General features: G+C 65.5%; 22 protein-coding genes. 8 read left to right on the plus strand and 14 right to left on the minus strand.

Annotated features, from left to right (window positions below; genetic code table 11):
• Positions 1-58: 58 nt before the first annotated feature.
• Positions 59-1,132, minus strand: coding sequence for an LOG family protein (locus ACNFBT_RS02615; RefSeq protein WP_416746188.1), 1,074 nt, complete (start codon positions 1,130-1,132; stop codon positions 59-61).
• Positions 1,133-1,295: 163 nt separating this feature from the next.
• The gene (locus ACNFBT_RS02620) at positions 1,296-2,717 is read right to left on the minus strand and encodes an MBL fold metallo-hydrolase RNA specificity domain-containing protein (protein WP_416746189.1); all 1,422 of its coding nucleotides are present in this window, start codon (positions 2,715-2,717) and stop codon (positions 1,296-1,298) included.
• Positions 2,718-2,839: 122 nt separating this feature from the next.
• On the opposite strand from ACNFBT_RS02620, the gene ACNFBT_RS02625 reads away from it, so the two are divergent.
• A complete protein-coding gene (locus ACNFBT_RS02625) occupies positions 2,840-5,245 on the plus strand; it encodes a xylulose 5-phosphate 3-epimerase (RefSeq protein WP_416746190.1) in 2,406 nt (801 codons plus the stop codon).
• A 48-nt stretch (positions 5,246-5,293) separates the two neighbouring features.
• Here ACNFBT_RS02625 and ACNFBT_RS02630 read toward each other — a convergent pair whose 3' ends face one another.
• Together ACNFBT_RS02630 and ACNFBT_RS02635 are read right to left on the minus strand one after the other, a co-directional pair.
• Entirely contained in the window at positions 5,294-5,509 is a 216-nt protein-coding gene (locus ACNFBT_RS02630) for a DUF3820 family protein (RefSeq protein ID WP_275608206.1), read from the minus strand.
• A gap of 12 nt (positions 5,510-5,521) precedes the next feature.
• Positions 5,522-5,929, minus strand: a complete 408-nt coding sequence (locus ACNFBT_RS02635; RefSeq protein ID WP_416746191.1) for a quorum-sensing-regulated virulence factor family protein — start codon at positions 5,927-5,929, stop codon at positions 5,522-5,524.
• Between the two features lie 266 nt (positions 5,930-6,195).
• Between ACNFBT_RS02635 and ACNFBT_RS02640 the strand changes: the two genes are divergently transcribed.
• A complete protein-coding gene (locus ACNFBT_RS02640) occupies positions 6,196-6,921 on the plus strand; it encodes a tRNA-uridine aminocarboxypropyltransferase (protein ID WP_416746193.1) in 726 nt (241 codons plus the stop codon).
• A gap of 182 nt (positions 6,922-7,103) precedes the next feature.
• On the opposite strand, the gene ACNFBT_RS02645 is transcribed toward ACNFBT_RS02640, so the two are convergent.
• Positions 7,104-7,988, minus strand: coding sequence for a DMT family transporter (locus ACNFBT_RS02645; RefSeq protein WP_416746195.1), 885 nt, complete (start codon positions 7,986-7,988; stop codon positions 7,104-7,106).
• A 237-nt stretch (positions 7,989-8,225) separates the two neighbouring features.
• Here ACNFBT_RS02645 and erdR point away from each other — a divergent pair, with 237 nt between their 5' ends.
• Both erdR and ACNFBT_RS02655 read left to right on the plus strand, forming a co-directional pair.
• Positions 8,226-8,876 (plus strand): response regulator transcription factor ErdR, encoded by a 651-nt coding sequence (gene erdR / locus ACNFBT_RS02650; protein ID WP_416746196.1) that lies wholly within the window; start codon positions 8,226-8,228, stop codon positions 8,874-8,876.
• A gap of 86 nt (positions 8,877-8,962) precedes the next feature.
• Complete coding sequence (locus ACNFBT_RS02655) at positions 8,963-9,334, plus strand: diacylglycerol kinase (protein ID WP_024765290.1); 372 nt, start codon at positions 8,963-8,965, stop codon at positions 9,332-9,334.
• 119 nt (positions 9,335-9,453) lie between these two features.
• Here ACNFBT_RS02655 and ACNFBT_RS02660 read toward each other — a convergent pair whose 3' ends face one another.
• The gene (locus ACNFBT_RS02660; protein WP_416746198.1) at positions 9,454-10,380 is read right to left on the minus strand and encodes a LysR family transcriptional regulator; all 927 of its coding nucleotides are present in this window, start codon (positions 10,378-10,380) and stop codon (positions 9,454-9,456) included.
• Between the two features lie 221 nt (positions 10,381-10,601).
• Between ACNFBT_RS02660 and fpr the strand changes: the two genes are divergently transcribed.
• Positions 10,602-11,378, plus strand: a complete 777-nt coding sequence (fpr, locus tag ACNFBT_RS02665; protein ID WP_017517998.1) for a ferredoxin-NADP reductase — start codon at positions 10,602-10,604, stop codon at positions 11,376-11,378.
• 288 nt (positions 11,379-11,666) lie between these two features.
• Here the strand turns inward: fpr and ACNFBT_RS02670 are convergent, their stop codons facing one another.
• Complete coding sequence (locus ACNFBT_RS02670; protein ID WP_416746200.1) at positions 11,667-12,080, minus strand: VOC family protein; 414 nt, start codon at positions 12,078-12,080, stop codon at positions 11,667-11,669.
• Positions 12,081-12,141: 61 nt separating this feature from the next.
• On the opposite strand from ACNFBT_RS02670, the gene ACNFBT_RS02675 reads away from it, so the two are divergent.
• Positions 12,142-12,444: a putative quinol monooxygenase gene (locus ACNFBT_RS02675; RefSeq protein WP_416746201.1), complete on the plus strand. Its 303-nt coding sequence runs from the start codon at positions 12,142-12,144 to the stop codon at positions 12,442-12,444.
• A 6-nt stretch (positions 12,445-12,450) separates the two neighbouring features.
• Here ACNFBT_RS02675 and tsaA read toward each other — a convergent pair whose 3' ends face one another.
• Both tsaA and ACNFBT_RS02685 read right to left on the minus strand, forming a co-directional pair.
• Complete coding sequence (tsaA, locus tag ACNFBT_RS02680; RefSeq protein ID WP_416746202.1) at positions 12,451-13,149, minus strand: tRNA (N6-threonylcarbamoyladenosine(37)-N6)-methyltransferase TrmO; 699 nt, start codon at positions 13,147-13,149, stop codon at positions 12,451-12,453.
• A 47-nt stretch (positions 13,150-13,196) separates the two neighbouring features.
• A complete protein-coding gene (locus ACNFBT_RS02685) occupies positions 13,197-13,970 on the minus strand; it encodes an SDR family oxidoreductase (protein WP_416746204.1) in 774 nt (257 codons plus the stop codon).
• 173 nt (positions 13,971-14,143) lie between these two features.
• Between ACNFBT_RS02685 and ACNFBT_RS02690 the strand changes: the two genes are divergently transcribed.
• On the plus strand, positions 14,144-15,718 hold the full coding sequence (locus ACNFBT_RS02690; protein ID WP_416747184.1) for an ArnT family glycosyltransferase: 1,575 nt from the start codon (positions 14,144-14,146) through the stop codon (positions 15,716-15,718).
• On the opposite strand, the gene ACNFBT_RS02695 is transcribed toward ACNFBT_RS02690, so the two are convergent.
• The 3 genes from ACNFBT_RS02695 to rimO are packed head-to-tail and all read right to left on the minus strand — an operon-like array spanning position 15,666 to position 17,879.
• Complete coding sequence (locus tag ACNFBT_RS02695; RefSeq protein ID WP_416746205.1) at positions 15,666-16,034, minus strand: DUF2784 domain-containing protein; 369 nt, start codon at positions 16,032-16,034, stop codon at positions 15,666-15,668. The two genes, ACNFBT_RS02690 and ACNFBT_RS02695, sit on opposite strands and share 53 nt — an antisense overlap.
• Before the next feature lie 7 nt (positions 16,035-16,041).
• Positions 16,042-16,503, minus strand: a complete 462-nt coding sequence (locus ACNFBT_RS02700) for a DUF1456 family protein (protein ID WP_416746207.1) — start codon at positions 16,501-16,503, stop codon at positions 16,042-16,044.
• A 53-nt stretch (positions 16,504-16,556) separates the two neighbouring features.
• Complete coding sequence (rimO, locus tag ACNFBT_RS02705) at positions 16,557-17,879, minus strand: 30S ribosomal protein S12 methylthiotransferase RimO (protein WP_416746209.1); 1,323 nt, start codon at positions 17,877-17,879, stop codon at positions 16,557-16,559.
• A 243-nt stretch (positions 17,880-18,122) separates the two neighbouring features.
• Between rimO and ACNFBT_RS02710 the strand changes: the two genes are divergently transcribed.
• Positions 18,123-20,027, plus strand: coding sequence for a potassium transporter Kup (locus ACNFBT_RS02710; RefSeq protein ID WP_416746211.1), 1,905 nt, complete (start codon positions 18,123-18,125; stop codon positions 20,025-20,027).
• A 227-nt stretch (positions 20,028-20,254) separates the two neighbouring features.
• On the opposite strand, the gene ACNFBT_RS02715 is transcribed toward ACNFBT_RS02710, so the two are convergent.
• Both ACNFBT_RS02715 and ACNFBT_RS02720 read right to left on the minus strand, forming a co-directional pair.
• Positions 20,255-20,818 (minus strand): cytochrome b, encoded by a 564-nt coding sequence (locus tag ACNFBT_RS02715; RefSeq protein ID WP_416746213.1) that lies wholly within the window; start codon positions 20,816-20,818, stop codon positions 20,255-20,257.
• A gap of 134 nt (positions 20,819-20,952) precedes the next feature.
• Positions 20,953-22,227, minus strand: a complete 1,275-nt coding sequence (locus ACNFBT_RS02720; protein WP_416746215.1) for a virulence factor family protein — start codon at positions 22,225-22,227, stop codon at positions 20,953-20,955.

Genomic DNA, 22,227 nt, shown 5'->3' on the forward strand with positions numbered 1-22,227 from the left:
GAAAACAAGGCACCCGCGAGGGGGCCTTGTTTGTTTCAGGGCCGCGATTTCCGGGTGATCAGCGTGCCCAGTTTTCTGGCTGGTTGATGAAGTTCAACAACTCGCGCAGCCGGCCCTGGTCGCGGCCGTTGAAGGCGAAGGCCAGGCGGGTGAGGTGGGAGAACTCTGGCTCGTCCAGTTCCGATTCGCTGTAGGGCTGCTGGTGGAAGCCATCGGTCACGCAGAGGCTGCCAAACTCCCGTTCCAGCAGTTCCAGTGCGCGCTGACTCAGTGGATGGTTCAGGCGGATCACGAAGCGGTCCTTGAGCCAGCGGCTGGAGTGGAAGTTGCTGTAGAAATGGGCGATCTCTTCGACGGCCTCTTCTGCCGAGTGCACCAGCTTTATCAGGTTCATGTCGCTGGGCAGGATGTATCCGTTGTCTTCGAGCTGTTCCTTGATGAACTCCAGGGCATGATTCCAATAATGCCCGCCGGGCTGGTCGAGCAGCACCACGGGCACCAGCGGACTCTTGCCGGTCTGGATCAGGGTCAGCACCTCCAATGCTTCGTCGAGGGTGCCGAATCCGCCGGGACAGAGCACCAGGGCGTCCGCTTCCTTGACGAAGAACAGCTTGCGCAGGAAGAAGAAGTGGAATGACAGCAGGTTGCTGGTGCCGTCCACTGTGCTGTTGGCGTGCTGTTCGAAGGGCAGGGTGATGTTGAAGCCGAGGCTGTTTTCCAGGCCCGCGCCTTCGTGAGCGGCGGCCATGATCCCGCCGCCGGCGCCGGTAATGACCATCAGGTCGTAGCGGGCCAGCGTCTCGCCCAGTTCGCGGGCCAGGGTATAGACGGGGTGATCGACCGGCGTGCGGGCCGAACCGAATACCGTGACTTTGCGGCGACGCTTGAACTGCTCCAGGGTGCTGAAGGCATGCTCCATCTCGCGCAGGGTCTGCAGCATGATCTTGGCGTCCCAGCGATTGCGGTCGGCTTGGGCCATGCGGGCGACGGTGGTGAGCATCTCGCGGTAGAGCGGCAGGTTCTGACTGTCGCCGGGGGCGGCCAGTTCGGCCAGTTCCTCTATCTTCTGGGCAAGGTCCGTGCCGCTGGTCTGGAAGTGTCTGGAGAGGTAATCGTCGGGCTCATAGGGCATGTTGATACTCCTTGTTCATCAACCCCTGTCGGCCTGTCCATGCGCCGCGGCCGTCCACGCAAGGTGGCGCCGGGACGGATGTCGCGTGCGTCATGCACAGGTCTCATGCAGGAGGCCTGTGCAGTCTGACACTCGGCGTGTGACAGTCCGTGAGACCTCCACTTCAGATCGCTATCCGGTCCCCCGGTTCCGGTATGTTCGCGTTCCAGTTCAGGCGTTCGTGGAGCGCTTTCTGCAACGCATCCATTTTTTCTCGTTCGCCATGTATCAGGTATAGCTCGGGTTTGTGCTCGAAGTGGCCAACCCACTGAATTAATTGCGATTGTCCTGCGTGAGCGGAGAATCCGCCGAGGGTGTGGATCTGTGCTTTAACGCTGATGCGCTGGCGCAGGATACGGACGGTCTCGGCGCCATCGACGATGGCGCGGCCCAGTGTGCCCTGGGCCTGGAAGCCGGGGAAGACGATATGGCACTCCTTGCGCCAGAGGTTGTGCTTGAGGTGGTGGACGATCCGACCTCCGGTGCACATGCCGCTGCCGGCGATAATGATCGCGCCGCTCTGCAGACGGTTCAACGCCATGGACTCCTCGGCGCTCTGGGTGGTGCGCAGGATCGGCAGCCATTCGCCTGCCTTCGCCGTGCCGGTGCCGCGCATGTACTCACGGTCGACGTCGGCGATTTCACCGATGTGTTGCAGGTAGATGCGGTTGGCCTGGGCGGCCATCGGGCTGTCGAGGTAGACCACCTGCTGTGGCAGTCGCCCCTCCTGGTAGAAGCGGCCGAGGTAGTAGATCAGGTCCTGGGTACGGCCGACGGCGAAGGACGGGATCAACACATTGCCGCCGTCACGCTGGGCCTGAGCGAGGATGCCGGCCAGCTCCAGGAGTGTTTCGTTGGCGTCTCGGTGGTCGCGGTCGCCATAGGTGGACTCTAGCAGCACCACGTCGGCGCGGGTCAGTGGTGTCGGCGTACGCATCAGCGGCGAGCAGGTGCTGCCCAGGTCGCCGGAGAACACCAGGCGGCGAGTCATGCCGAATTCGTTGATCTCGATCTCGACGATGGCTGAGCCGAGGATGTGGCCGGCGTTGTGGAAGGTGACACGAATGCCCCGCGCCACATCGACGGTGCTGCCGTAGCTGACGGGCCGGCGCAGGTTCAGTGCGCGGGACGTGTCTTCCACAGTGTACAGCGGCTTTATCGGCGGCCGGTTGAGGCGAGCCCGCCACTTGTTTTCCCACTCGGCGTCTTTTTCGTGGATATTCGCCGAGTCCATCAGCATCAGTTCCAGCAGGTCGCAGCAGGATTCGGTGGCGTAGATCGGTCCCTTGTAGCCCTCCTTCGCCAGGCGCGGCAGCAAGCCACTGTGGTCGAGATGGGCGTGCGACAGCACCACCGCGTCGAGCGCCTTGGGGTCGAATGGGAAGGGTTTGTAGTTGCTGGCCTCATTGTCGCGGGTGCCTTTGCTCGGGCTGCGCCCCTGGCGCATACCGCATTCGAGCAGCACGCGCACGCCGTCGTGGGTTTCCAGCAGGTAACAGGAACCGGTGACTTCCTGGATCGCACCGATGAAGGTGAGTAGCGCCATATCGCCTCCTGGTCGGAATTCTCTTACAGCCTTGCCCGATAGGCTGGACGGTGCGTTGATACATATCAGCGCCCCTGCGGTCTGGCGACCTAGACTTCCTGTCATATCCGAGGAGAGTCGATATGTCCCAGATCCTGCCCAGTCCGGAAGAGCTTGCCGCCCATGCGGCCGCCGAACCGGCATACGCCCAGTGGCTGCATGGCCGAGGTCCGTTTCAGCATAGCGCGCAGACCCGAGCTGCGGTCTTCCGCATGGCTCATCAATTGGTCCAGTATCGTCTCCAGCCTGACCTGGCCAGTGTCTATCGGCTGTTCAGCGCGCTGGACCAACTGACCTGCGCCGGCCTCTGGCTGGTGGCGCACATGACCTATGCCCGCCGCGTGCGCCCGGACGGTGCGCCGTTGCAGGCCGAGGACTTCAAGGCGCAGCCCGAAGGGCATACCGGCGGCGCGCTGAACATGGTGCCGGCCTACGCCGGCTACCTGGCACTCAATGCGTTGAGCGGCAGGACGCGCGGCTGGATGATGGGGCAGGGGCATTGCGTGGCGGCGATCGATGCGCTGAACGTCCTGACCGGCAATCTGCATCCGGAACAGGCCGCGGCCTACGGGCAGGGTGATGACGGACTGAACCGGCTGGTGCAGGACTTCTACAGCTATGTTCAGGCGGCGGACGGCAGGGTTGCCGCACCGCTGGGCAGCCACGTCAATCCGCACACGGCGGGCGGCATTGCCGAAGGCGGCTATCTCGGCTTCGCCGAACTGATGTATGCGCACATGCCGTTGCCGGGAGAGACCCTGGTGGCCTTCCTCTCCGACGGCGCCGCCGAGGAGCAGCGCGGCAGTGACTGGATTCCCCGTTGGTGGCGTGCCGAGGATTGCGGCGCAGCGCTACCGGTGATGATCGCCAACGGCCGGCGCATCGAGCAGCGCACCGACCTTGGCACCCACGAAGGACTGGAAGGTTTCAAGCAACACCTGCGCCGTTGCGGATTCGACCCGGTCAGCTTCGACGGACGAGACCCGGCGGCCTTCGTCTGTGCCCTGTGGGAGATGGAGCAGCGGCTGGAGCACCGGGTCGAGGAAATGGCCCGTGGCATCCTCCACTACCCCTTGCCGATTCCCTACGGCATCGCCGAAACGGTCAAGGGTTTCGGCTTCTTTGGCGCCGGCAGCAATGCCGCGCACAATCTGCCGCTGCCGGGTAACCCGAGCGAGGATGCGCAGGCTCGCGAGCTGTTCAACCAGCATGTGGCGCCGCTCTGGGTCGAGCCGCAGGCGTTGGCCGATGCCTGCGCGCTGTTCACCGCCACCCGTGCCGGCCGGGGGCTGGAGCGGGACAACCCGCTGGCGGTGCGCCGTCCCATCGAGCCGTTGATTCCCGAACTGCATTATCGCAACGATTTCTGCTCGCCGATGGCGGCGCTGGATCGCTTCTACGTGGACCTGTGCGCGGCGAACCCCGACCTGCGCGCCCGCGTCGGCAATCCGGACGAACTGGCGAGCAATCGCCTGGGGGGCGTCCTCAAGGCGCTCAAGCACCGGGTCTGCGAGCCGGAGAGCGAGTTGGAGGCGGTCGACGGACGGGTGATCACCGCCCTCAATGAGGAGGCGGTGGTCTCCGCCTGCCTGGCCAACCAGGGCGGTCTCAATCTGGTGGCGAGCTACGAAGCCTTCTGCGTGAAGATGCTCGGCGCGGTGCGCCAGACCATCATCTTCGCCCGCCAGCAGAAGGAGGTCGGCCGCCCCGCCGGCTGGCTCGGCTGGCCCCTGGTGGCGACCTCGCACACCTGGGAGAACGGCAAGAACCAGCAATCGCACCAGGACACCACCTTCTGCGAGGCGCTGCTCGGCGAGATGAACGACATGGTGCGGGTGGTCTTCCCCGCCGACCACAACAGCGCGCTGGCGCTGCTGCCGGAAATCTACCGCAGCCGTGGTCAGTTGACCTGCATGGTGATCCCCAAGCGCGAGCGTCCTTCGGAGTTCAGCCGCGCTCAGGCCGAGCAACTGGCCCGCGAAGGGGCGCTGGTGCTGGACGAGCATCCGGGCAGCGATCCGCTGCTGCTGATCGCCAACGGCAGCTATCAATTGGCGGAGATGCGCCGCGCCGCCTTGCGCCTGGAGGAGGCCGGCTATCCGTATCGGCTGGTGTACCTGCAGGAGCCCGGCCGCTTCCGCGCTCCGCGTGACAACTGGGAACTGCAGTCGGTCGCCGATGAGGCGCTGACCGCCCGGCTGTTCCCCGATCATTGCGAGCGCCGGGTGTTGCTGACGCACATGCGCCCGGAGGTGGCGCGCGGGCATCTCTGGCCGATCCTGCCCGACGCGCTGAAAACCTCGGTACTGGGCTATCGCAACCAGGGCGGCACGCTGGACGAGGCGGGCATGCTGTTCGCCAACCGCGCCTCCTGGGCCAATGTGCTCGCCGCCTGCGCGCGCCTGATGGACGTGCCACGCACCGCGCTGCTGACGCCCGACGAGGCGGCGGCCGTGGCGGGCAAGGGCGACCCGGCGCTGTTGCGTTGAGACGCTGGGATACGCGGCGCGCAACCGTCGGGGACGGTTGCGCGGGGTTCAGCGTTTCAGCGGCTTGAGCAGCCCGTCGAGGCCGTCGATCTTCAGCTCCAGGGTCAGCTGCATCAGCTGACCCAGCTCACCCTTGGGGAACTCGCCCTTGCGGTGGAACCACAGCAGGTACTCTTCCGGAAGGTCCACCAGCATGCGCCCCTGGTACTTGCCGAAGGGCATCGGCGTGCGCGCGATCTTCAGCAGCTGCAGCTTGTCGAGCATGGCGGGGCGGGGTTACTTCTGCAGCTTGATCTTGCAGCTGCCGGCGTCGAAGCGTTCGGTGGCGACCGGAGCGTTGGTCTTGTACTCGGTAAAGCTGTAGGTGAGGATCGCGCCTTTGGCCAGCAGCTGGCGGTAGGCAGTGTTGCTGCAGACGCTGTCGCCCAGCTGGCTGCGCACGCTGTCGGGGTTCTCGCGCATGCGCTGGGCATGGCTGGCGCGCACGCTCAGGTGGTTGATCAACTGCGGGCCTTCGACGGTGTAGCCCTGGTCGAGGATGTCCTCGTTGATCGCGCGCGGGGTGCCTTCGCTGCTTTCCTTGGCGACCTTTTCCAAGGTCTTGGTCAGTTCGTAGTCCTTCTTCGAGGCGGCGTGCGCGACGGGGAGGACGAGGCAAAGGGCGAGGGCGGTGAGGCGCAACATGGGCATCTCCTGACAAATGGTGCCGATTCGACCGTGCGGACCGATTTGGGTTCGCCGGTTTTTCCAGGGCGCCATTGTCCCTGAAAAGCGCGTCCGTGCCGAGAAACACTTGTCACACGGGTGGCGATCGGCCGCTGATTGACGATTCGCCGGTCGCCCTGACGCGGGGCGCGGGGACGGCTCTGGTACAATCGCCGGTCCGCATTCATCGTTCTATCCGAGCCATCGATGTACCGATCCCTCCCCTGCATCCCGGTGGCGCAGCCATGAGCCACGCCGTTGCCCGCCTTCGCGACGAACGCCTGGCCCGCTGCGTCAAGCCGTTCGTGGCCCGTGGCTCGCGCTCGCCCCGTTGCGCCGGCTGCCGCCTGCGGCCGAACTACTGCATGTGCGGCCTGCGCCCGCAGGTCGAGTCGAACGCGGCGATGTGCCTGGTGATGTTCGACACCGAGCCGCTCAAACCCAGCAACACCGGCTGGCTGATCGCCGAGACCGTGCCCGACACCTGGGCGTTCGGCTGGTCGCGCATCGACGTCGACCCGGCCCTGGTGGTGCTGCTGGACGATCCGCAGTGGCAGCCCTACGTGGTGTTCCCCGGCGAGTTCGTCCAGCCGGAGCGGGTGGTGACCGAGGTGGTGCCGCAGGAGGGCAAGCGGCCGCTGTTCATCCTGCTGGACGCGACCTGGAACGAGGCGCGCAAGATGTTTCGCAAGAGCCCGTACCTCGACCGTTTCCCGGTACTGAGCATCACTCCGGACGCCTTGTCACGCTACCGTCTGCGCCGCTCCAAGTTCGACGAGCACCTGTGCACCGCGGAGGTGGCGGCACTGTGCCTGGGGCTGGCCGGCGACCGTCGCGCCGGGGATGCGCTGGATGCCTATCTGGATGTGTTCAGCGAGCGCTACCTGGGCTCCAAGCGCCAGCAGCCGCTGGATGAGCAGAGCCCGGCGCACCAGGCGCTGATGCCCTTCACCAAGGGGGCGGATTCGTAGGGCGTATAACGTTCGACGTTATACGCCGATTCAACTTGGTTTCCGGCCGTGTGGTCTTCAATCCGGATGCCTGTTACCGAGGCTTCGAACTCAACCCGCGAGCCAACTGACAATCAGGGTGTATCGGCGTACAACCGCGAACGGTTGTACGCCCTACGGACTGGGAAAGGGGGGCCGCAGGTTCAGGCCGCCTGCGCCTCGGCCTTCTTCGGCCATAGCTGCGCCACCAGCATACCGGCGAGCATCAGGGCACAGCCGATATAGCCGCGCAGGTGCAGCGATTCGTCGAGGAACAGCGCACCGGCGATGGCGGCGAATACGGCTTCGAGCGAAAGGATGATCGCCGCGTGGGAGGCGATGGCGTGCTTCTGCGCCACGACCTGCAGGGTGAAACCGGTGGCGACGCCGAACAGGCCGCCGTAGAGCAGGGCGGGGCCGGCCTGGACGATGGCGGCCCAGTGAATCTCTTCGAAGACAAGCGCCAGGACCAGGCTCACCACCGAGCAGGTGACGAATTGCAGGAAGGCCAGGCGGATCGGGTCGTAGCGACTGGCGAACAGGCCCACCAGCAGCATGTGGCCGCCCCAGACGAAGGCGCCGGTCAGCTGCAGCCAGTCGCCGGAGGCGACGTGGAAGTCCGGGCCGATGCTCAGCATGGCCATGCCGATCACCGCCAGCGCCGCGGCCAGCCAGGTGCCCACGCCGGCGCGATGGCCGAGCAGCAGCCCCAGCAGCGGCACGATGATCACGTACAGGCCGGTGATGAAGCCGGAGTTGGTGACGCTGGTGAACAGCAGGCCGACCTGCTGCAGATTGATCCCCAGGGTCAGCGCGACACCGATGGCCAGACCTGCCAGCAGCAGGCCACGGTTGAAAGGCTGGGCGCCGCGCTTGCGCGACCAGGCCAGCAGCGGCAACAGCGCCAGCGCGCCCAGGGCGAAGCGCAGACCGGTGTAGAGGAACGGGCCGATGGCGTCCATCCCCAGGCGCTGCGCGACGAAGGAGACGCCCCAGATCATCGCGGTAAACAGCATCAGGATATCGGCGCGCAGCGCGTGGCTTTTCATTTGTTGTTCTCGAACGGCAGGAAAAAAGCGGAACTCTGCCGCAAGCCCGGGCCGTTGGAAAGGGGCCGGCCTTGCGCGCGGGCGCAACGACACGGCTTTGGCGGTGCATTCGCGCGGACACCGGGCGCCGTCTTTGCGTACAATGCACAGGCAGTGCTCTATCCGGCTCCGACCTTTCCTGCGCAGGTTTGGCTGTTATCCACGGCAAGACTTCGGCGCGGCCTTCAAGGAATTTCCATGGCTTCCTACGAGATCCTGATCGCTGACGATCACCCGCTGTTCCGCAGTGCCCTGCACCAGGCCCTGACCATCGGCCTGGGGCCTGAGGCGCGACTGTCCGAGGCGGCGAGCATCGCGGAGCTGGAGGCCAGGCTGAACGAGAAGTCGGACTGGGACCTGGTCCTGCTGGACCTGAACATGCCCGGCGCCTACGGCTTCTCCGGCCTGGTGCTGCTGCGCGGGCAGTACCCGCAGATTCCGGTGGTGATGGTTTCGGCGCAGGAGGACGCGGCGGTGGTGCAGCGCTCCCGCGAGTTCGGCGCCAGCGGTTTCATCCCCAAGTCCAGCGAGATGAGCACCCTGCAGCAGGCCGTGCGCGCGGTGCTCGATGGCGACGTCTGGTGGCCGCCACAGGTGGACGCGGCGACCGAGATGAGCGAGGAAGTGCGCGCGGCCAGCGCCGGCCTTGCCAGCCTCACGCCGCAGCAGTTCCGCGTGCTGACCATGGTCTGCGAGGGCTTGCTGAACAAGCAGATCGCCTTCGAGCTGAATGTCTCCGAAGCCACGGTGAAGGCCCACGTCACGGCGATCTTCCGCAAGCTCAACGTGCGCACCCGCACCCAGGCGGCTCTGCTGCTGCAGCAGATGGAGTCGGTCCCGGGGGCGTGACGCCGTCACATCCTGTCAAACCGTATGACCCCTTTTTGACGCGCACTGGTATAGAGTGCCGCGACTTTTACCTGTGAGATTCGCTCGTGTCCGCTTCCCCTTTCAAAGGCCAGACCGGCCTGAAACGCATCTTCAACGCCGCCGGTTATTCCCTGGCGGGCTTCGCTGCCGCCTTCAAGGGTGAAGCGGCCTTCCGCCAACTGGTGCTGATCAACGTCATCCTGATCCCGCTGTCGTTCTTCTGCGACGTCACCCGCGGCGAGCGCGCGCTGATGATCGCCGTGTGCCTGCTGGCGCTGATCGTCGAGCTGCTCAACTCCGCCATCGAGGCGGTGGTGGACCGTGTTTCCCTGGAGCGCCACCCGCTGTCGAAGAACGCCAAGGACATGGGCAGCGCGGCTCAGTTCGTGGCGCTGACCATCATCACCGTCACCTGGGCAGGCATCCTGCTCGGCTGAGTGCTGAACCGTGGCCTGTAGGAGCGAGCTTGCTCGCGAACCTGCAAGTCACGGTGTGTTCCCGTTCGCGAGCAAGCTCGCTCCTACAAGTACATTGACGTTTCCGTAGGAGCGCTTGATCAGGGAATCATCGGCAGCACGATGTCCTCGCTGCGCGTAACCCCGGCCGTTTCGCTGCGGCACAGTTCGAGGAACTCGCGCATGGTCGCGGTCTGGTACTTCTGCCGGTGCCAGATGAAGTAGAACTGCCGGCGCAGGTCCAGGTCCGGGGTTTCCACCGGCACCAGGCTGCCGCGGCGGAAGGCGTCGCGCAGGGCCAGGCGCGAGATGCAGCCGATCCCCAGCCCTGACTCCACCGCGCGCTTGATCGCTTCGGTGTGTTCCAGCTCCAGCCTCACGTTCAACGGCTCCACATGGTGGCGCATGGCCTGGTCGAAGGTCAGCCGCGTGCCGGAGCCCTGTTCGCGCAGAATCCAGGCTTCCTCGATCAATCGTTCCAGGCCCGCACGGCCTTCGCGCGCCAGCGGGTGCTGCGGCGCGCAGAACACCACCAGTTCGTCCTCCATCCACGGCTGCACCTCGATGTCCGGGTGCTGGCAGTCGCCTTCAATCAGCCCCAGGTCCAGCTCGTAGTGGGCGATGCGCTGCACCACGTGGGCGGTGTTGTGCACGTGCAGGCGCACCCGGCAGTCCGGCTGGCGTTGCATGAAGGTGCCGATCAGCAAGGTCGCCAGGTAGTTGCCGATGGTCAGCGTCGCGCCCAGGTCCAGCGAGCCGAAGGCGCTCTTGCCGTTGAGCATGTTCTCGATCTCGCTGCCGCGGTCGAGCAGGGCCACCGCCTGGGGCAGCAGCTGGCGGCCGAGGGCGTTGAGGGTCAGGCGCTTGCCGGAGCGGTCGAACAGCTTGCAGTCGAACTGCCGCTCCAGCTCGCCCAGGGCAGTGCTGGTGGCCGACTGCGACATGGACAGCGCCTCGGCGGCGCGGGAGACGCTTTCCTGCTGGGCGACAGCGACAAAGACCTCCAGCTGGCGCAGGGTGAATTTCATGGATGGACTCCGGAAGGGCAGCGCGACATTCGGTCGCCCCGGTCTAGGAAAGGTCTGACGGTATCCTTTCGCGTCGACATGAAGCGGCCTTATCTGCGTTTTGGATTAGCAATATCCAGATAATTTATTTTGCGGATATTGTCGCCGCCTATAAAATGTCGCGCAATTGCGCTACGTCCGGGATCTGCTGGGGTGCGCCACGATTTTCCTAGGAGTCCTTGATGAGCAACCTGTACACCGAGCGCGTTCTCAGCGTGCACCACTGGAACGACACCCTCTTCAGCTTCAAGACCACCCGCAACCCTGGCCTGCGCTTCAAGACCGGCCAGTTCGTGATGATCGGTCTGGAAGTCAACGGTCGTCCGCTGATGCGCGCGTACAGCATTGCCAGCCCGAACTACGAAGAGCACCTGGAGTTCTTCAGCATCAAGGTTCCGGATGGTCCGCTGACGTCGCGTCTGCAGCACCTGAAGGAGGGCGACGAGCTGATGGTCAGCCGCAAGCCCACCGGCACCCTGGTGCTGGACGACCTCAAGCCCGGCAAGCACCTGTACCTGCTGAGCACCGGCACCGGCATGGCGCCGTTCCTTTCGGTCATCCAAGACCCGGAAGTCTATGAGCGCTTCGAGAAGGTCATCCTGGTCCACGGTGTGCGCTGGGTCAGCGAGCTGGCGTACGCGGACTTCATCACCAAGGTCCTGCCGGAGCACGAGTACTTCGGCGACATGGTGAAAGAGAAGCTGATCTATTGCCCGCTGGTCACCCGCGAAGAGTTCCACAGCATGGGCCGCCAGACCGACCTGATGCGCAGCGGCAAGCTGTTCGCCGACATCGGCCTGCCGCCGATGAACCCGCAGGACGACCGCGCCATGATCTGCGGTAGCCCGAGCATGCTGGACGAAACCAGCGAAGTGCTGAACAGCTTCGGCCTGCAGATCTCCCCGCGCATGGGCGAGCCGGGCGACTACCTGATCGAGCGCGCCTTCGTCGAGAAGTAAGCAGCGTCCGACGATTCAGTCGAAAGAGCGCCGCGATTCCCTGGGGATCGCGGCGTTTTCTTATGGGCTGCTTTCCGGCATCGATAGCGCGGCTTTTCGTAGGAGCGCAGCATTGCCCTCACCCTAACCCTCTCCCAAAGGGAGAGGGGACCGTTCGGTGCAGGATGAAACTGTGGTGTCAGCCGGTGCGGACTGCCCCCTCTCCCTTTGGGAGAGGGCTGGGGTGAGGGGGACACGCAGGCACGGACTTTGCGGTCGGCAATCGCTCCTGGGAATGCGCGATGGGCTCTAGGTCAACCGTTGCCCGGAAACCGCCGGGTGGTACAGCGGCTGCACCTTGTTCCCCGCCGGGTCGAGCAGGTGGAAGCTGCGGGCTCCGTCGCCATGGTCGAAGGGGCGGTCCAGCAGGGTCACGCCACGGGCCTTGAAGTACTGGTACCAGGCTTCCAGCTCTTCCACGCTGTCGACGATGAAGCCGTAGTGGTCCATGGTCTGCAGGCCGTTGGCGGCGCCGACGCCGCGCCCGAGGGAGAGGTTGTCGTTGCCGCAGGTGAGGTACACCAGGTCCTCGTTGGCGCGGTTGAGCACCTCCATGCCGAGCACGTCGACGTAGAAGCGCTCGCACTCTTCCAGGTTCGGCACCAGCAGGGCGAGATGTCGCAGGCCGTTGAGGCGGCCGGGGCGGGCAGGGAGATCGGACATGAATGGGATTCCTTTTTTTGTATACAATTTATTTTCAAATTTAAAACAAAAGGAGCGCCCTGTGTACAGTCTCTTTATCAAGACCCGCGTAAAGCCCGGAACCGCCGATGAGTTCCTGGACGCCATCAAGGTCAATGCCGCCGCGTCGGTGGCCAGCGAGCCGGGTTGCCTGGTGTTCGATGTGTCCCAGGACCGCGTCGATCCGGACGTGATCTACCTCTACGAGATCTACCGCGACGACGCGGCCTATGACGCGCACACCCAGACCGCGCACTTCCGCGACAGCCGCCCTCTGGTGGAGCCGCTGATCCTCGAACAGGAATGCTTCGAGAGCGACGTGATCGCCCTTAATCCGGTGAGCTGAGGCGCGTCAGCCGTCGCCGCGGGCGAGGTCGAGCACGCGGATTTCGCCGTCGACGGGGTAGTGCCAGTGCACGTCCAGGTCCCACAGGCGCACGCCATAGCGGCGCTCAGGCGGCGGCTTCTGGTAGGCCGGGCGCGGGTCCTGGGCAAGGCACTGCTCGATGAGCTCGCGCACTGGCTGGCCGAGGCGCAGGCCGTGCTCCTGGGCCTGGCGCAGGGCCTCGTCGCTCCAGTGCACGGCGATGGGGGCGGGGGGGGCGTCGGCGATGGTGTTGCGGGCATCGCTGACGATGTCCGCGTAGGGCACATAGGGCTTGATGTCGATCACCGGTGTGCCGTCCAGCAGGTCGATGCCGGACAGCCAGAGGCGGCCGGGCTCGACCTTCTCCAGCTTCACCACCGACTGGCCGATGCCGTTGGGACGGTGGGTGGCACGGGTGGCGAACACGCCCAGCGAGCGGTTGCCGCCCAGGCGAGGCGGGCGCACCTTCAGTCTCGGCTTGTCTTCCAGCGCCTGGTGGAAGAGGAACAGCAGCCAGACGTGGCTGATCTGCTCCAGGCCTTCCACCGTATCGCCCGTGTCGAACGGCGGCAGCAGCTCCAGCACGCCGGTCGCGGCCGGGGCCAGTTGCGGCTGGCGCGGGATGGCGAACTTCTCCTTGAAGCAGGAGCGGAGGTGGCCGATGGGCGAGACGGTGTGGGACATGGCGGCACAAGCTGTTGCAGGGGCCGCCATGGTACCCGATTCGGCGCTTATCCGAGGTGGAAGCCGCCGTCGATGGGGATGATGTTGCCGGTCATGTAGGCGCCGGCGGCGCTCGCCAGGCTGATGGCCAGGGCGGACATTTCCTCCTCGCGGCCCCAGCGGCGCATCGGTATCACGGCGGTATCCTCGGCCATGGCCTGCTCGTCGTTGGCGATGTGGCGGGTCATCTTGCTGGGGAAGCGGCCGGGGGCGATGACGTTGACGTTGATGTGGTCGCCCACCAGCTCGCGCGCCAGCATGCGTGACAACTGGTGCAGTGCCGCCTTGCTCGGGCCGTAGGCGTAGGCGTTCTCGCCGTGGGACGTGACGCCGGCCACCGAGCCGATGTTGATCACCCGCGCCGGGTTCTGCGCGCTGCCGCCTTTCTTCAGCAACGGCAGCAACTGCTGGATGCAGCTGAACACGGCGGTGACGTTGAGCTGCATGACCTTTTCCCAGCCCGAGGCAGGGTAGCTCTCCAGCGGCGCGCCCCAGGTGGTGCCGGCATTGTTCACCAGGATGTCGAGGTGGTCCAGGTGCTCGTTCAGCTCGGCAGCCAGGGCGCGAGCGCCTTCTTCGGTGGCGAGGTTGGCGGGCAGGCCGATGCACTCGCCGTACTGCGACAGCTCGGCGGCGGTCTCGGTGCAGGCGGCTCCGTCGCGGGCGCAGATCATGACCTTGGCGCCGGCTTCGAGCAGGCCCTGGGCGATCATCCGGCCTATGCCGCGAGTACCGCCAGTGACCAGCGCGGTCTTGCCTTCGAGGGAAAAATAGCGGTGCATGAGCCTCTCCTGGCTGCGAAATTCGCCTCACCGTAGCGGGATTGCCGAGGGCCTCCGAGCACTATCGAGAACGCAAATGGCGACGCATCACACCCGCACTGCGCTTTCTTAACCGGCGCATAACGTCTGCTGCCCTAGTGTCCACGGATATTCGAGTGGCTGGGGTCCGGGTGATGCAGGGGTGGAGCAGAGAGCGCAAGGCGTTGGCGTGGCTCATGGGCGTTTCGACGGTGCTGCTGATGTGCGGGCTGGGTAGCCGCGAGGTCTGGGGGCCGGAGGTGCGCTGGGCGGATATCGTGCTGCAGATGCTGCAGTCGGGGGACTATCTCGATCCTTACCTGAGCGGTTCGCCTTACTACGACAAGCCGCTGTTGTCCTACTGGTTGATCACCGCCCCGGCCAGCCTGTTCGGCCTCAATCATTGGACGCTGCGGGCCAGCAGCGTGCTCGCCGGGCTGGGCAGCGTCTGGCTGGTCTGGTGGCTGGGCGAGCATCTGCTGCGCAAGGGCACCGGTCTGCTGGCCGGTTGGCTGATGGCGACCACTTTCTACTTCCTGTTCTGGGCGCGGGTGGCGACGGCGGACATGCTGACGGTATTCGGCGTGCTGGCGGCGCTCGCCTGGTACTGGCGCGGGCCGGAGGATACGCGGTTCTCGCGCTACCTGGGGTTCTGCCTGATCCTGACGCTGACCTCGCTGTGCAAGGGATTGATCGGATTCGTCCTGCCGGTGCTGATGCTGCTGCCGCACCTCTTCAGCGCCGGGCGCTGGCGGCGGCACCTCAACCTGCGTCTGGTGGCGGCGCTGCTGGTCGCTGGCGGCGTGTACGCGATTCCTTTCGTGCTGTCGCACCTGTACGGCCAGCCCACCTACGGCGAGAGCGGCCTTGCCCTGGTGTTCCGCGAGAACGTGGTGCGCTTCTTCCAGCCCTTCGACCACGAGGGGCCGATCTATACCTACCTGCTTTACCTACCGGTCTACACCTTGCCCTGGGCTCCGTTGTGGATCATCGGGCTGTGGTATGCCGGGCGCCACTGGAAACAATTGGAGCCCAATGCGCGCTGGCTGGTCTGGGCCCTGGCGCTGCTGTTCGCGTTCTTCACCGCCAGCGGCAGCCGGCGCAGCTACTACGTGCTGCCGCTGGTGCCATTCGCCCAGTTGCTCGCGGCCTGGTGGGTGGTGGAGTCCCGCCATCGGCGCGCGCTCGCCGGGCTGGGGCGTATCTGGCCGCGTGCGCTCGGTGTGGCGGCCGTGGTGATGCTGCTGGTGCTGGGCGTGGCTTACCCGTGGAGCAATGGCGGGGGCGGGGTTCCGGGGTTCGCCAGCGACGTACGCAGCCAGGCTGAGCGGACGGCGCCCTGGTCGCAGTGGCGGGTGCTGATCCTGGGCGAACACGACGCGCGGCTGCCGATGTACCTGGAAAAGCGCGGTTCGCCCCAGGCCCATCCGTTCCACTTCGTGCGCTCGGGATATCCGCAGGGCGACAGCGCCGCGCTGTTCGCCTGGCTGCGCCAGCGCACCGGCGAGGAGTGGGACCCGGCGCGGACCCTGATCATCACCCAGGCTTCGTCACACGGCGAGCGTCCGCTGGCGTGGCTGGCGACGGATCACCGCGTCATCGAGTCCGGGCCGAACAATGGCCAGCGCCTGGCACACAAGACCGGGGACATCAGCCTGGCCTATCTGCCATCCGCGGTCAGTGCGGGCGCAGTAGTCGCCGAGCCAGCAGCAGGTAAGGCGGCAGATTGATCGCCAGCACCGCCAAGCCGAGGATGACCTGGGTCGCCTCGGTCAAGCCGGCGGGATAGATCAGCGGGATCAAGTAGTGCTCGATGAAGCCGCCGTCGTAGTCGTTATCGCCGGCCAGGGCGCGGAAGTGGTTCTCCAGTGGCGTGAGCGGGCAATAGAGGTGGAGGAATTCCACCGCCATGCCCCAGGCCGCCGCCGGCAGGTGCAGCCAGGCGAGGCGCGGCCAGCGCAGCACCAGCAGGCCGCCGAGCAGCACGAAGAGGATGAACCCCAGGTGCAGCAGCACTACGGCATCGGCGGCCAGGCGATAGAGCACGGTGGCCTCAGCGCTGCTGGCGCTGGGTCAGGCCCTTGAGGAAGTTGCGCAGCAGCTGGTCGCCGCAGGGCCGGTAGTTGTTGTGGCCGGGCTTGCGGAACAGCGCGCCCAGCTCCGTCTTGGTGACGATGAAGTCCACGCTGTCGAGGATCGCGAGGATGTCGTCGTCGCGCAGTTCGAAGGCCACACGCAGTTTCTTCAGGGTGATGTTGTTGGTCAGCGGCAGTTCCACCGGCGGCAGCGGGCGCGATTCGTCGCGGCCACGGCGATGGACGATCAGGCCATCGAGGAAGTGCGCCAGCACGCGGTCGCTGCACGGCTTGAAGTCCGGCTCGTCGTCGCGGGCGAGGAAGGCACCGACATCCTCGGCGCTGAGATTGAAGCCAGCCAGCGCGGTGATCTCGGCGACCTGGGCGTCGCGGATGTCGAGCAGGTAGCGCAGGCTGCGCAGTACGTCGTTGTTGGTCATGAGCTTTCCATCAGCAGAAATGAAAAGCCCCGCATCGGCGGGGCTTTTGCGGATCAGACCAGTTCGGCCCAGAGGTCGTATTCGTCGGCGTCGGTGATGCGCACGCGCACCTTGTCGCCCGGCTTCACATCGAAGGTGTCGATGTACACGGCGCCGTCGATTTCCGGGGCGTCGGCGAAGGAGCGGCCTACGGCGCCTTCGTCATCCACTTCGTCGATCAGGACTTCGATTTCCTTGCCGATCTTCAACTGCAGGCGCGCGGCGGAGATCGCCTGCTGGTGCGCCATGAAGCGCTCCCAACGGTCCTGCTTGACGTCGTCGGGCACTGCGTCCAGGCCCAGGTCGTTGGCCGGGGCGCCTTCCACCGGGGAGTACTGGAAGCAGCCGACGCGGTCGAGCTGGGCTTCGGTCAGCCAGTCCAGCAGGTACTGGAAGTCTTCCTCGGTCTCGCCGGGGAAGCCGACGATGAAGGTGGAGCGGATGGTCAGCTCGGGGCAGATCTCGCGCCACTTCTTGATGCGCGCCAGGGTCTTGTCCTCGAAGGCGGGGCGCTTCATGGACTTGAGCACTTTCGGGCTGGCGTGCTGGAAGGGGATGTCGAGGTAGGGCAGCAGCTTGCCCTCGGCCATCAGCGGGATCACGTCGTCGACGTTGGGGTACGGGTAGACGTAGTGCAAGCGCACCCACACGCCCATGGAGGAGAGCGCCTGGCACAGCTCCAGCATGCGGGTCTTCACCGGCTGGCCGTCCCAGAAGTCCATCTTGTACTTCAGGTCCACCCCGTAGGCGCTGGTGTCCTGGGAGATGACCAGCAGCTCTTTCACGCCGGCCTTGACCAGGCGTTGGGCTTCGCTGAGCACGTCGCCCACCGGACGGCTGACCAGCTTGCCGCGCATCGACGGGATGATGCAGAAGCTGCAGCTGTGGTTGCAGCCTTCGGAAATCTTCAGGTAGGCGTAGTGGCGCGGGGTCAGCTTGATGCCCTGCGGCGGCACCAGGTCGATCAGCGGGTTGTGCTCGGCCTTGGGCGGGATCACCTCGTGGACGGCGTTGACCACCTGCTCGTATTGTTGCGGGCCGGTCACGGCCAGCACGCTGGGGTGCACGTCGCGGATGCTGTCTTCAGCCACGCCCATGCAGCCGGTGACGATCACCTTGCCGTTCTCGGCGATGGCCTCGCCGATGGCGTCCAGGGATTCGGCCTTGGCGCTATCGATGAAGCCACAGGTGTTCACCACCACCACGTCTGCGTCCTGGTAGGTGGGGACGATTTCGTACCCTTCCATGCGCAGCTGGGTGAGGATGCGTTCGGAATCGACGGTCGCTTTCGGGCATCCGAGCGAGACGAAACCTACTTTGGGTGTGGCGGTGGACATGTGCGGCTAACCTCGAAGGGCGCGCTGGTGGCGCCTCTGATCAAAAAGTGCGCAATTCTAGCGGCAGCCCGCGCGCTTGACCAGTCTCCCTGGGACAAGCTGTCGCAGGCCCCTGATAACGCCGGCCAGCCGGTAATTGTGGGCAACAGGCTCTATAGTCTTTCAAATCGAATGCGACCGGCTCTTGCATCGACGAAAGGGTCGGAGCAGGATGCGCCGAATTTTTTTGAGGAATTTTGTTACATGTCCGATGCAAGCGCCGGCACCGTTGAGCATGAACAGCCCCATTCCAGCTCCGCGATCGGCCTGATGGTCGGTGCCGTGGGCGTTTGCTACGGCGATATCGGCACCAGCCCGTTGTACACCCTCAAGGAGGTGTTCGTCGGCGGCTATGGCGTGCAGCCAAACCACGACGGCGTGCTCGGCGTGCTGTCGCTGATCTTCTGGTCGCTGATCTGGGTGGTGTCGATCAAGTACGTGATCTTCGTACTGCGCGCCGACAACCAGGGCGAGGGCGGGGTGATGGCGCTGTCGGCCCTGGCCCGTCGCGCCGCCACCGGTCGCCGGCGGATGCAGGCGATGGTGGTGGTGGCTGGCCTGATCGGTGCCGCGCTGTTCTACGGCGACAGCATGATCACCCCGGCGATTTCGGTGCTCTCGGCCGTCGAGGGTCTGGAAATCGCCTTCGATGGCCTGGAGCACTGGGTGGTGCCGCTGTCGCTGATCGTGCTGGTCGGCCTGTTCCTGATCCAGAAGCATGGCACGGCGCGTATCGGCATCCTGTTCGGTCCGGTGATGGTGGCGTGGTTCCTCGCCCTGGCGGCGCTGGGTGCCTATGGCGTGTCGCAGCAGCCCGAAGTGCTCAAGGCGATGAACCCGGGCTGGGCACTGAACTTCTTCATCTCTCACCCCGGCATCGGCGTGGCGATCCTCGGTGCCACCGTGCTGGCGCTGACCGGCGCCGAGGCGCTGTACGCGGACATGGGCCACTTCGGCCGCAAGCCTATCGCCCGCGCCTGGTTCGCCCTGGTGCTGCCGGCGCTGGTGCTCAACTACTTCGGCCAGGGCGCGACCATCCTGGTCAACGCCGAGGCCGCCCGTAACCCCTTCTACCTGACCGCGCCGGGCTGGGCGCTGCTGCCGATGGTGGCGCTGTCCACCCTGGCCACGGTGATCGCCTCCCAGGCGGTGATTTCCGGCGCCTTCTCCCTGACCCGCCAGGCCATCCAGCTGGGTTACGTGCCGCGCATGGTGATCCAGCACACTTCCAGCCATGAGCAGGGGCAGATCTACATCGGCATGGTGAACTGGGCGCTGATGGTCGGCGTGGTGCTGCTGGTGCTGGGCTTTGAGTCCTCCGCTGCCCTGGCTTCCGCCTATGGCGTGGCGGTGACCGGCACCATGCTGATGACGACCCTGCTGATGGGCGTGGTGATCTGGCTGCTGTGGAAGTGGCCGCTGTGGCTGGCCATTCCGTTCTTCCTGATGATGCTGCTGGTGGACAGCCTGTTCTTCGCCGCCAACCTGCCCAAGGTGGTCCAGGGCGGTGCCTTCCCGGTGATCGCCGGTATCGGCCTGTTCATCCTGATGACCACCTGGAAGCGGGGCCGCCAGCTGCTGGTGGACCGCCTCGACGAAGGTTCGCTGCCACTGCCGCTGTTCATCTCCAGCATTCGTTCGCAGCCGCCGCACCGTGTGCAGGGCACCGCCGTGTTCCTCACCGCGCGCTCCGACGCGGTACCCCATGCGCTGTTGCACAACCTGCTGCACAACCAGGTGCTGCATGAGCAGGTGGTGCTGCTCACCGTGGTCAACGAAGACAGTCCGCGCGTCAGCCCGGACCGCCGCTTCGAGGTCGACGCCTACGGCGAAGGCTTCTTCCGCGTGGTGCTGCACTTCGGCTTCATGGAAGACCCGGACATTCCGCTGGCGCTCAAGCTCTGCCACCTCAACGAGCTGGACTTCAGCCCGATGCGCACCACCTACTTCCTCAGCCGCGAGACGGTGATTCCGTCCAAGCTGATCGGCATGGCGCGCTGGCGCGAGGGGCTGTTCGCCTTCCTGCTGAAGAACGCCAACGGCAACCTGCGCTACTTCAACCTGCCGTTGAACCGGGTGATCGAGCTGGGGACGCAGGTGGAAATCTGAGGTTCCGCAGTACGAAAAAGCGCGCCGATGGCGCGCTTTTTCTTTGGGTGTCTTTATGTAGGAGCGGACCTTGTCCGCGATCCGGCCGATAGGCCGACATCAGAGGGCACCGCTATCGCGGTGATCGCGGAGAAGCTCCGCTCCTACGAGAACACGCCAGACTCAACCTGTAGGAGCGCCCCATGGGCGCGATTCGCGGGCAAGGCCTGCTCCTACGGGGCGCCGCGTTATTCCGGTCGCGCCTCACCCTTGCCCGGCAACATGCGCACCAGGGTGTTGTCGCGGCTGATGTAGTGGTGGAACAACGCGGCCAGGGCGTGCAGGCCGATCAGCCAGTAGCCCAGCACGGCGATGGTCTCGTGCCATTCCCTGACCTGCTTGGCCAGGTCCGGATTCTTCTCCACCAGGTGCGGCAGCTCCATGCCCCAGAAGGGGACGGGCTTGTCGGCGGCGCTGAGAATCACCCAGCCGGCCAGGGGCAGGCCGATCATCAGGACGTAGAGCGCTACGTGCATCAGCTTGGCCAGCTTCATCTGCCAGCTCGGCGGAGCGGGAAGGATGGGCGGGGTCGGGTAGATGAAGCGGCCGATCAGGCGCAGCCAGACCAGCACGAAGACGCTGAGGCCAAGCACGAAGTGCCAGTGCTTGAGCAGCTCACGGGCTTCGCTGCCCTTCGGGAAGTTCCCGCGCAGTTCCATGCTGGCATACACCGCCGCAATCAGCAGCAGCATGAGCCAGTGCATGGCGATCGACAGGCTTCCGTAACGGGAGGGTTTCTTTGTCAGGCTCATGACGGTTCCTTGTGTGGCTTCGCGGGCCCCGCTCTACAACGGGGCTGACAGTGTGAGCATAGAGCCTTAAGCCAGTCTGAAGCAGCCCCTGGCCCATGAAGAAAGGGCCGCGTTGTGCGGCCCTTTGATGGGGATCAACCTTCGTTGTCGGCCGCCTGGCGGGAGCGGATGGCGTCGACCAGGCGCTTGGCGAGGGCTGGATAGTTCTCGTCGAAGTGGTGGCCGCCGGGGAGCTGGAGGTTTTCCCCGACCGATTGCGGCTGGGTGCAGCCGCTCTCGTCCTTTTCCTCTATGCCGTACACACAGAGCACCTTGGGGCCCGGCAGACGGGCCATTTCCGGGCCGGTGGCGGCTTCCTGGCCGGCCTTGCCCAGCCAGCCCTGTACTTCGATCTCGAAGCTGCCGCTGCGGGCGAAGGCCAGCAGGATCACCGCGCTGACATCCTTCTTGGCGTCGGCCGGCAGGCGATTGTAGATCGCCGGCAGCACGTCGGCGCCGAAGGAGTAGCCGGCCAGCACGAAGTGCTTGGCACCCCATTTCTGTCGGTAGTGCTGCATCAGCACGGCGAGGTCGGCGGCGCTCTGCTCGGGGGTCTTGTGCTCCCAGAAATAGCGCAGGGCGTCGACGCCCACCACTGGATAGCCCAGTTCGGCCATCTGTGCGGCGACGTCGCGGTCCAGATCGCGCCAGCCACCGTCACCGGAATAGAACAGGGTGACGGTTTCCGACGGTTTGGCGGCGGGGACCTCGACCACCGGCACGTTGTCGTTGCCGCCTTGCAGCAGGTGGTGCAACTGGTCGGCGAGGACCTTGGGCAGCGGCGTGTCGTAGTCGGCGATCACTGTCTCGGCGTTCTTCAGGCCACGGGCGAAGCGTGCACTGGGATCATCCGGGTTGTCGTTCCAGGCGGCCAGCCAGTGGCCGTGGGCCGCGCTCTGCGGCAGGGGCGTGGCGGCGCAGTCGAGCTTTTCCAGGGAGAAGTCGACCGACAGGGCGCGGGCCTTGTCGTCGCTCTGCCCGGCGAGCCAGCGCCAGGCGTAGGCGCCGCCCGGGCCGATTCCGGCGACCAGGGTTGGCTGGCCGTCCAGCAGCTCGCCGGCGGCCTGGATGCGCTGTTGCTGGGCGGCGCAGTCCTTGTCCGGGAAGACGAACTGCACCACGCGGGCGCCGCTGTCGTGGGCCAGGGCCAGCAACTGGCCGTCGTCCAGTTTCTGGTCCGGCTGTACCGCCAGCAGGACGCGTGCGGTGGGTTGCTTGGCGGGGATGGCCAGGCTGACGGCGCTGCCGTCGGACAACTGGCGGTGTTCCAGGGACGCCTGGGAGGCGGGGCGGCTCCACAGCAGCAGGCCTGCAGCGATGATGACCAGGAGGAGCAGGGCGAGCAGGTGCCGCCAGCGACGTTTCAACAT

The organism is Pseudomonas sp. NY15181, from assembly GCF_048068055.1.
Taxonomy (GTDB): domain Bacteria; phylum Pseudomonadota; class Gammaproteobacteria; order Pseudomonadales; family Pseudomonadaceae; genus Pseudomonas.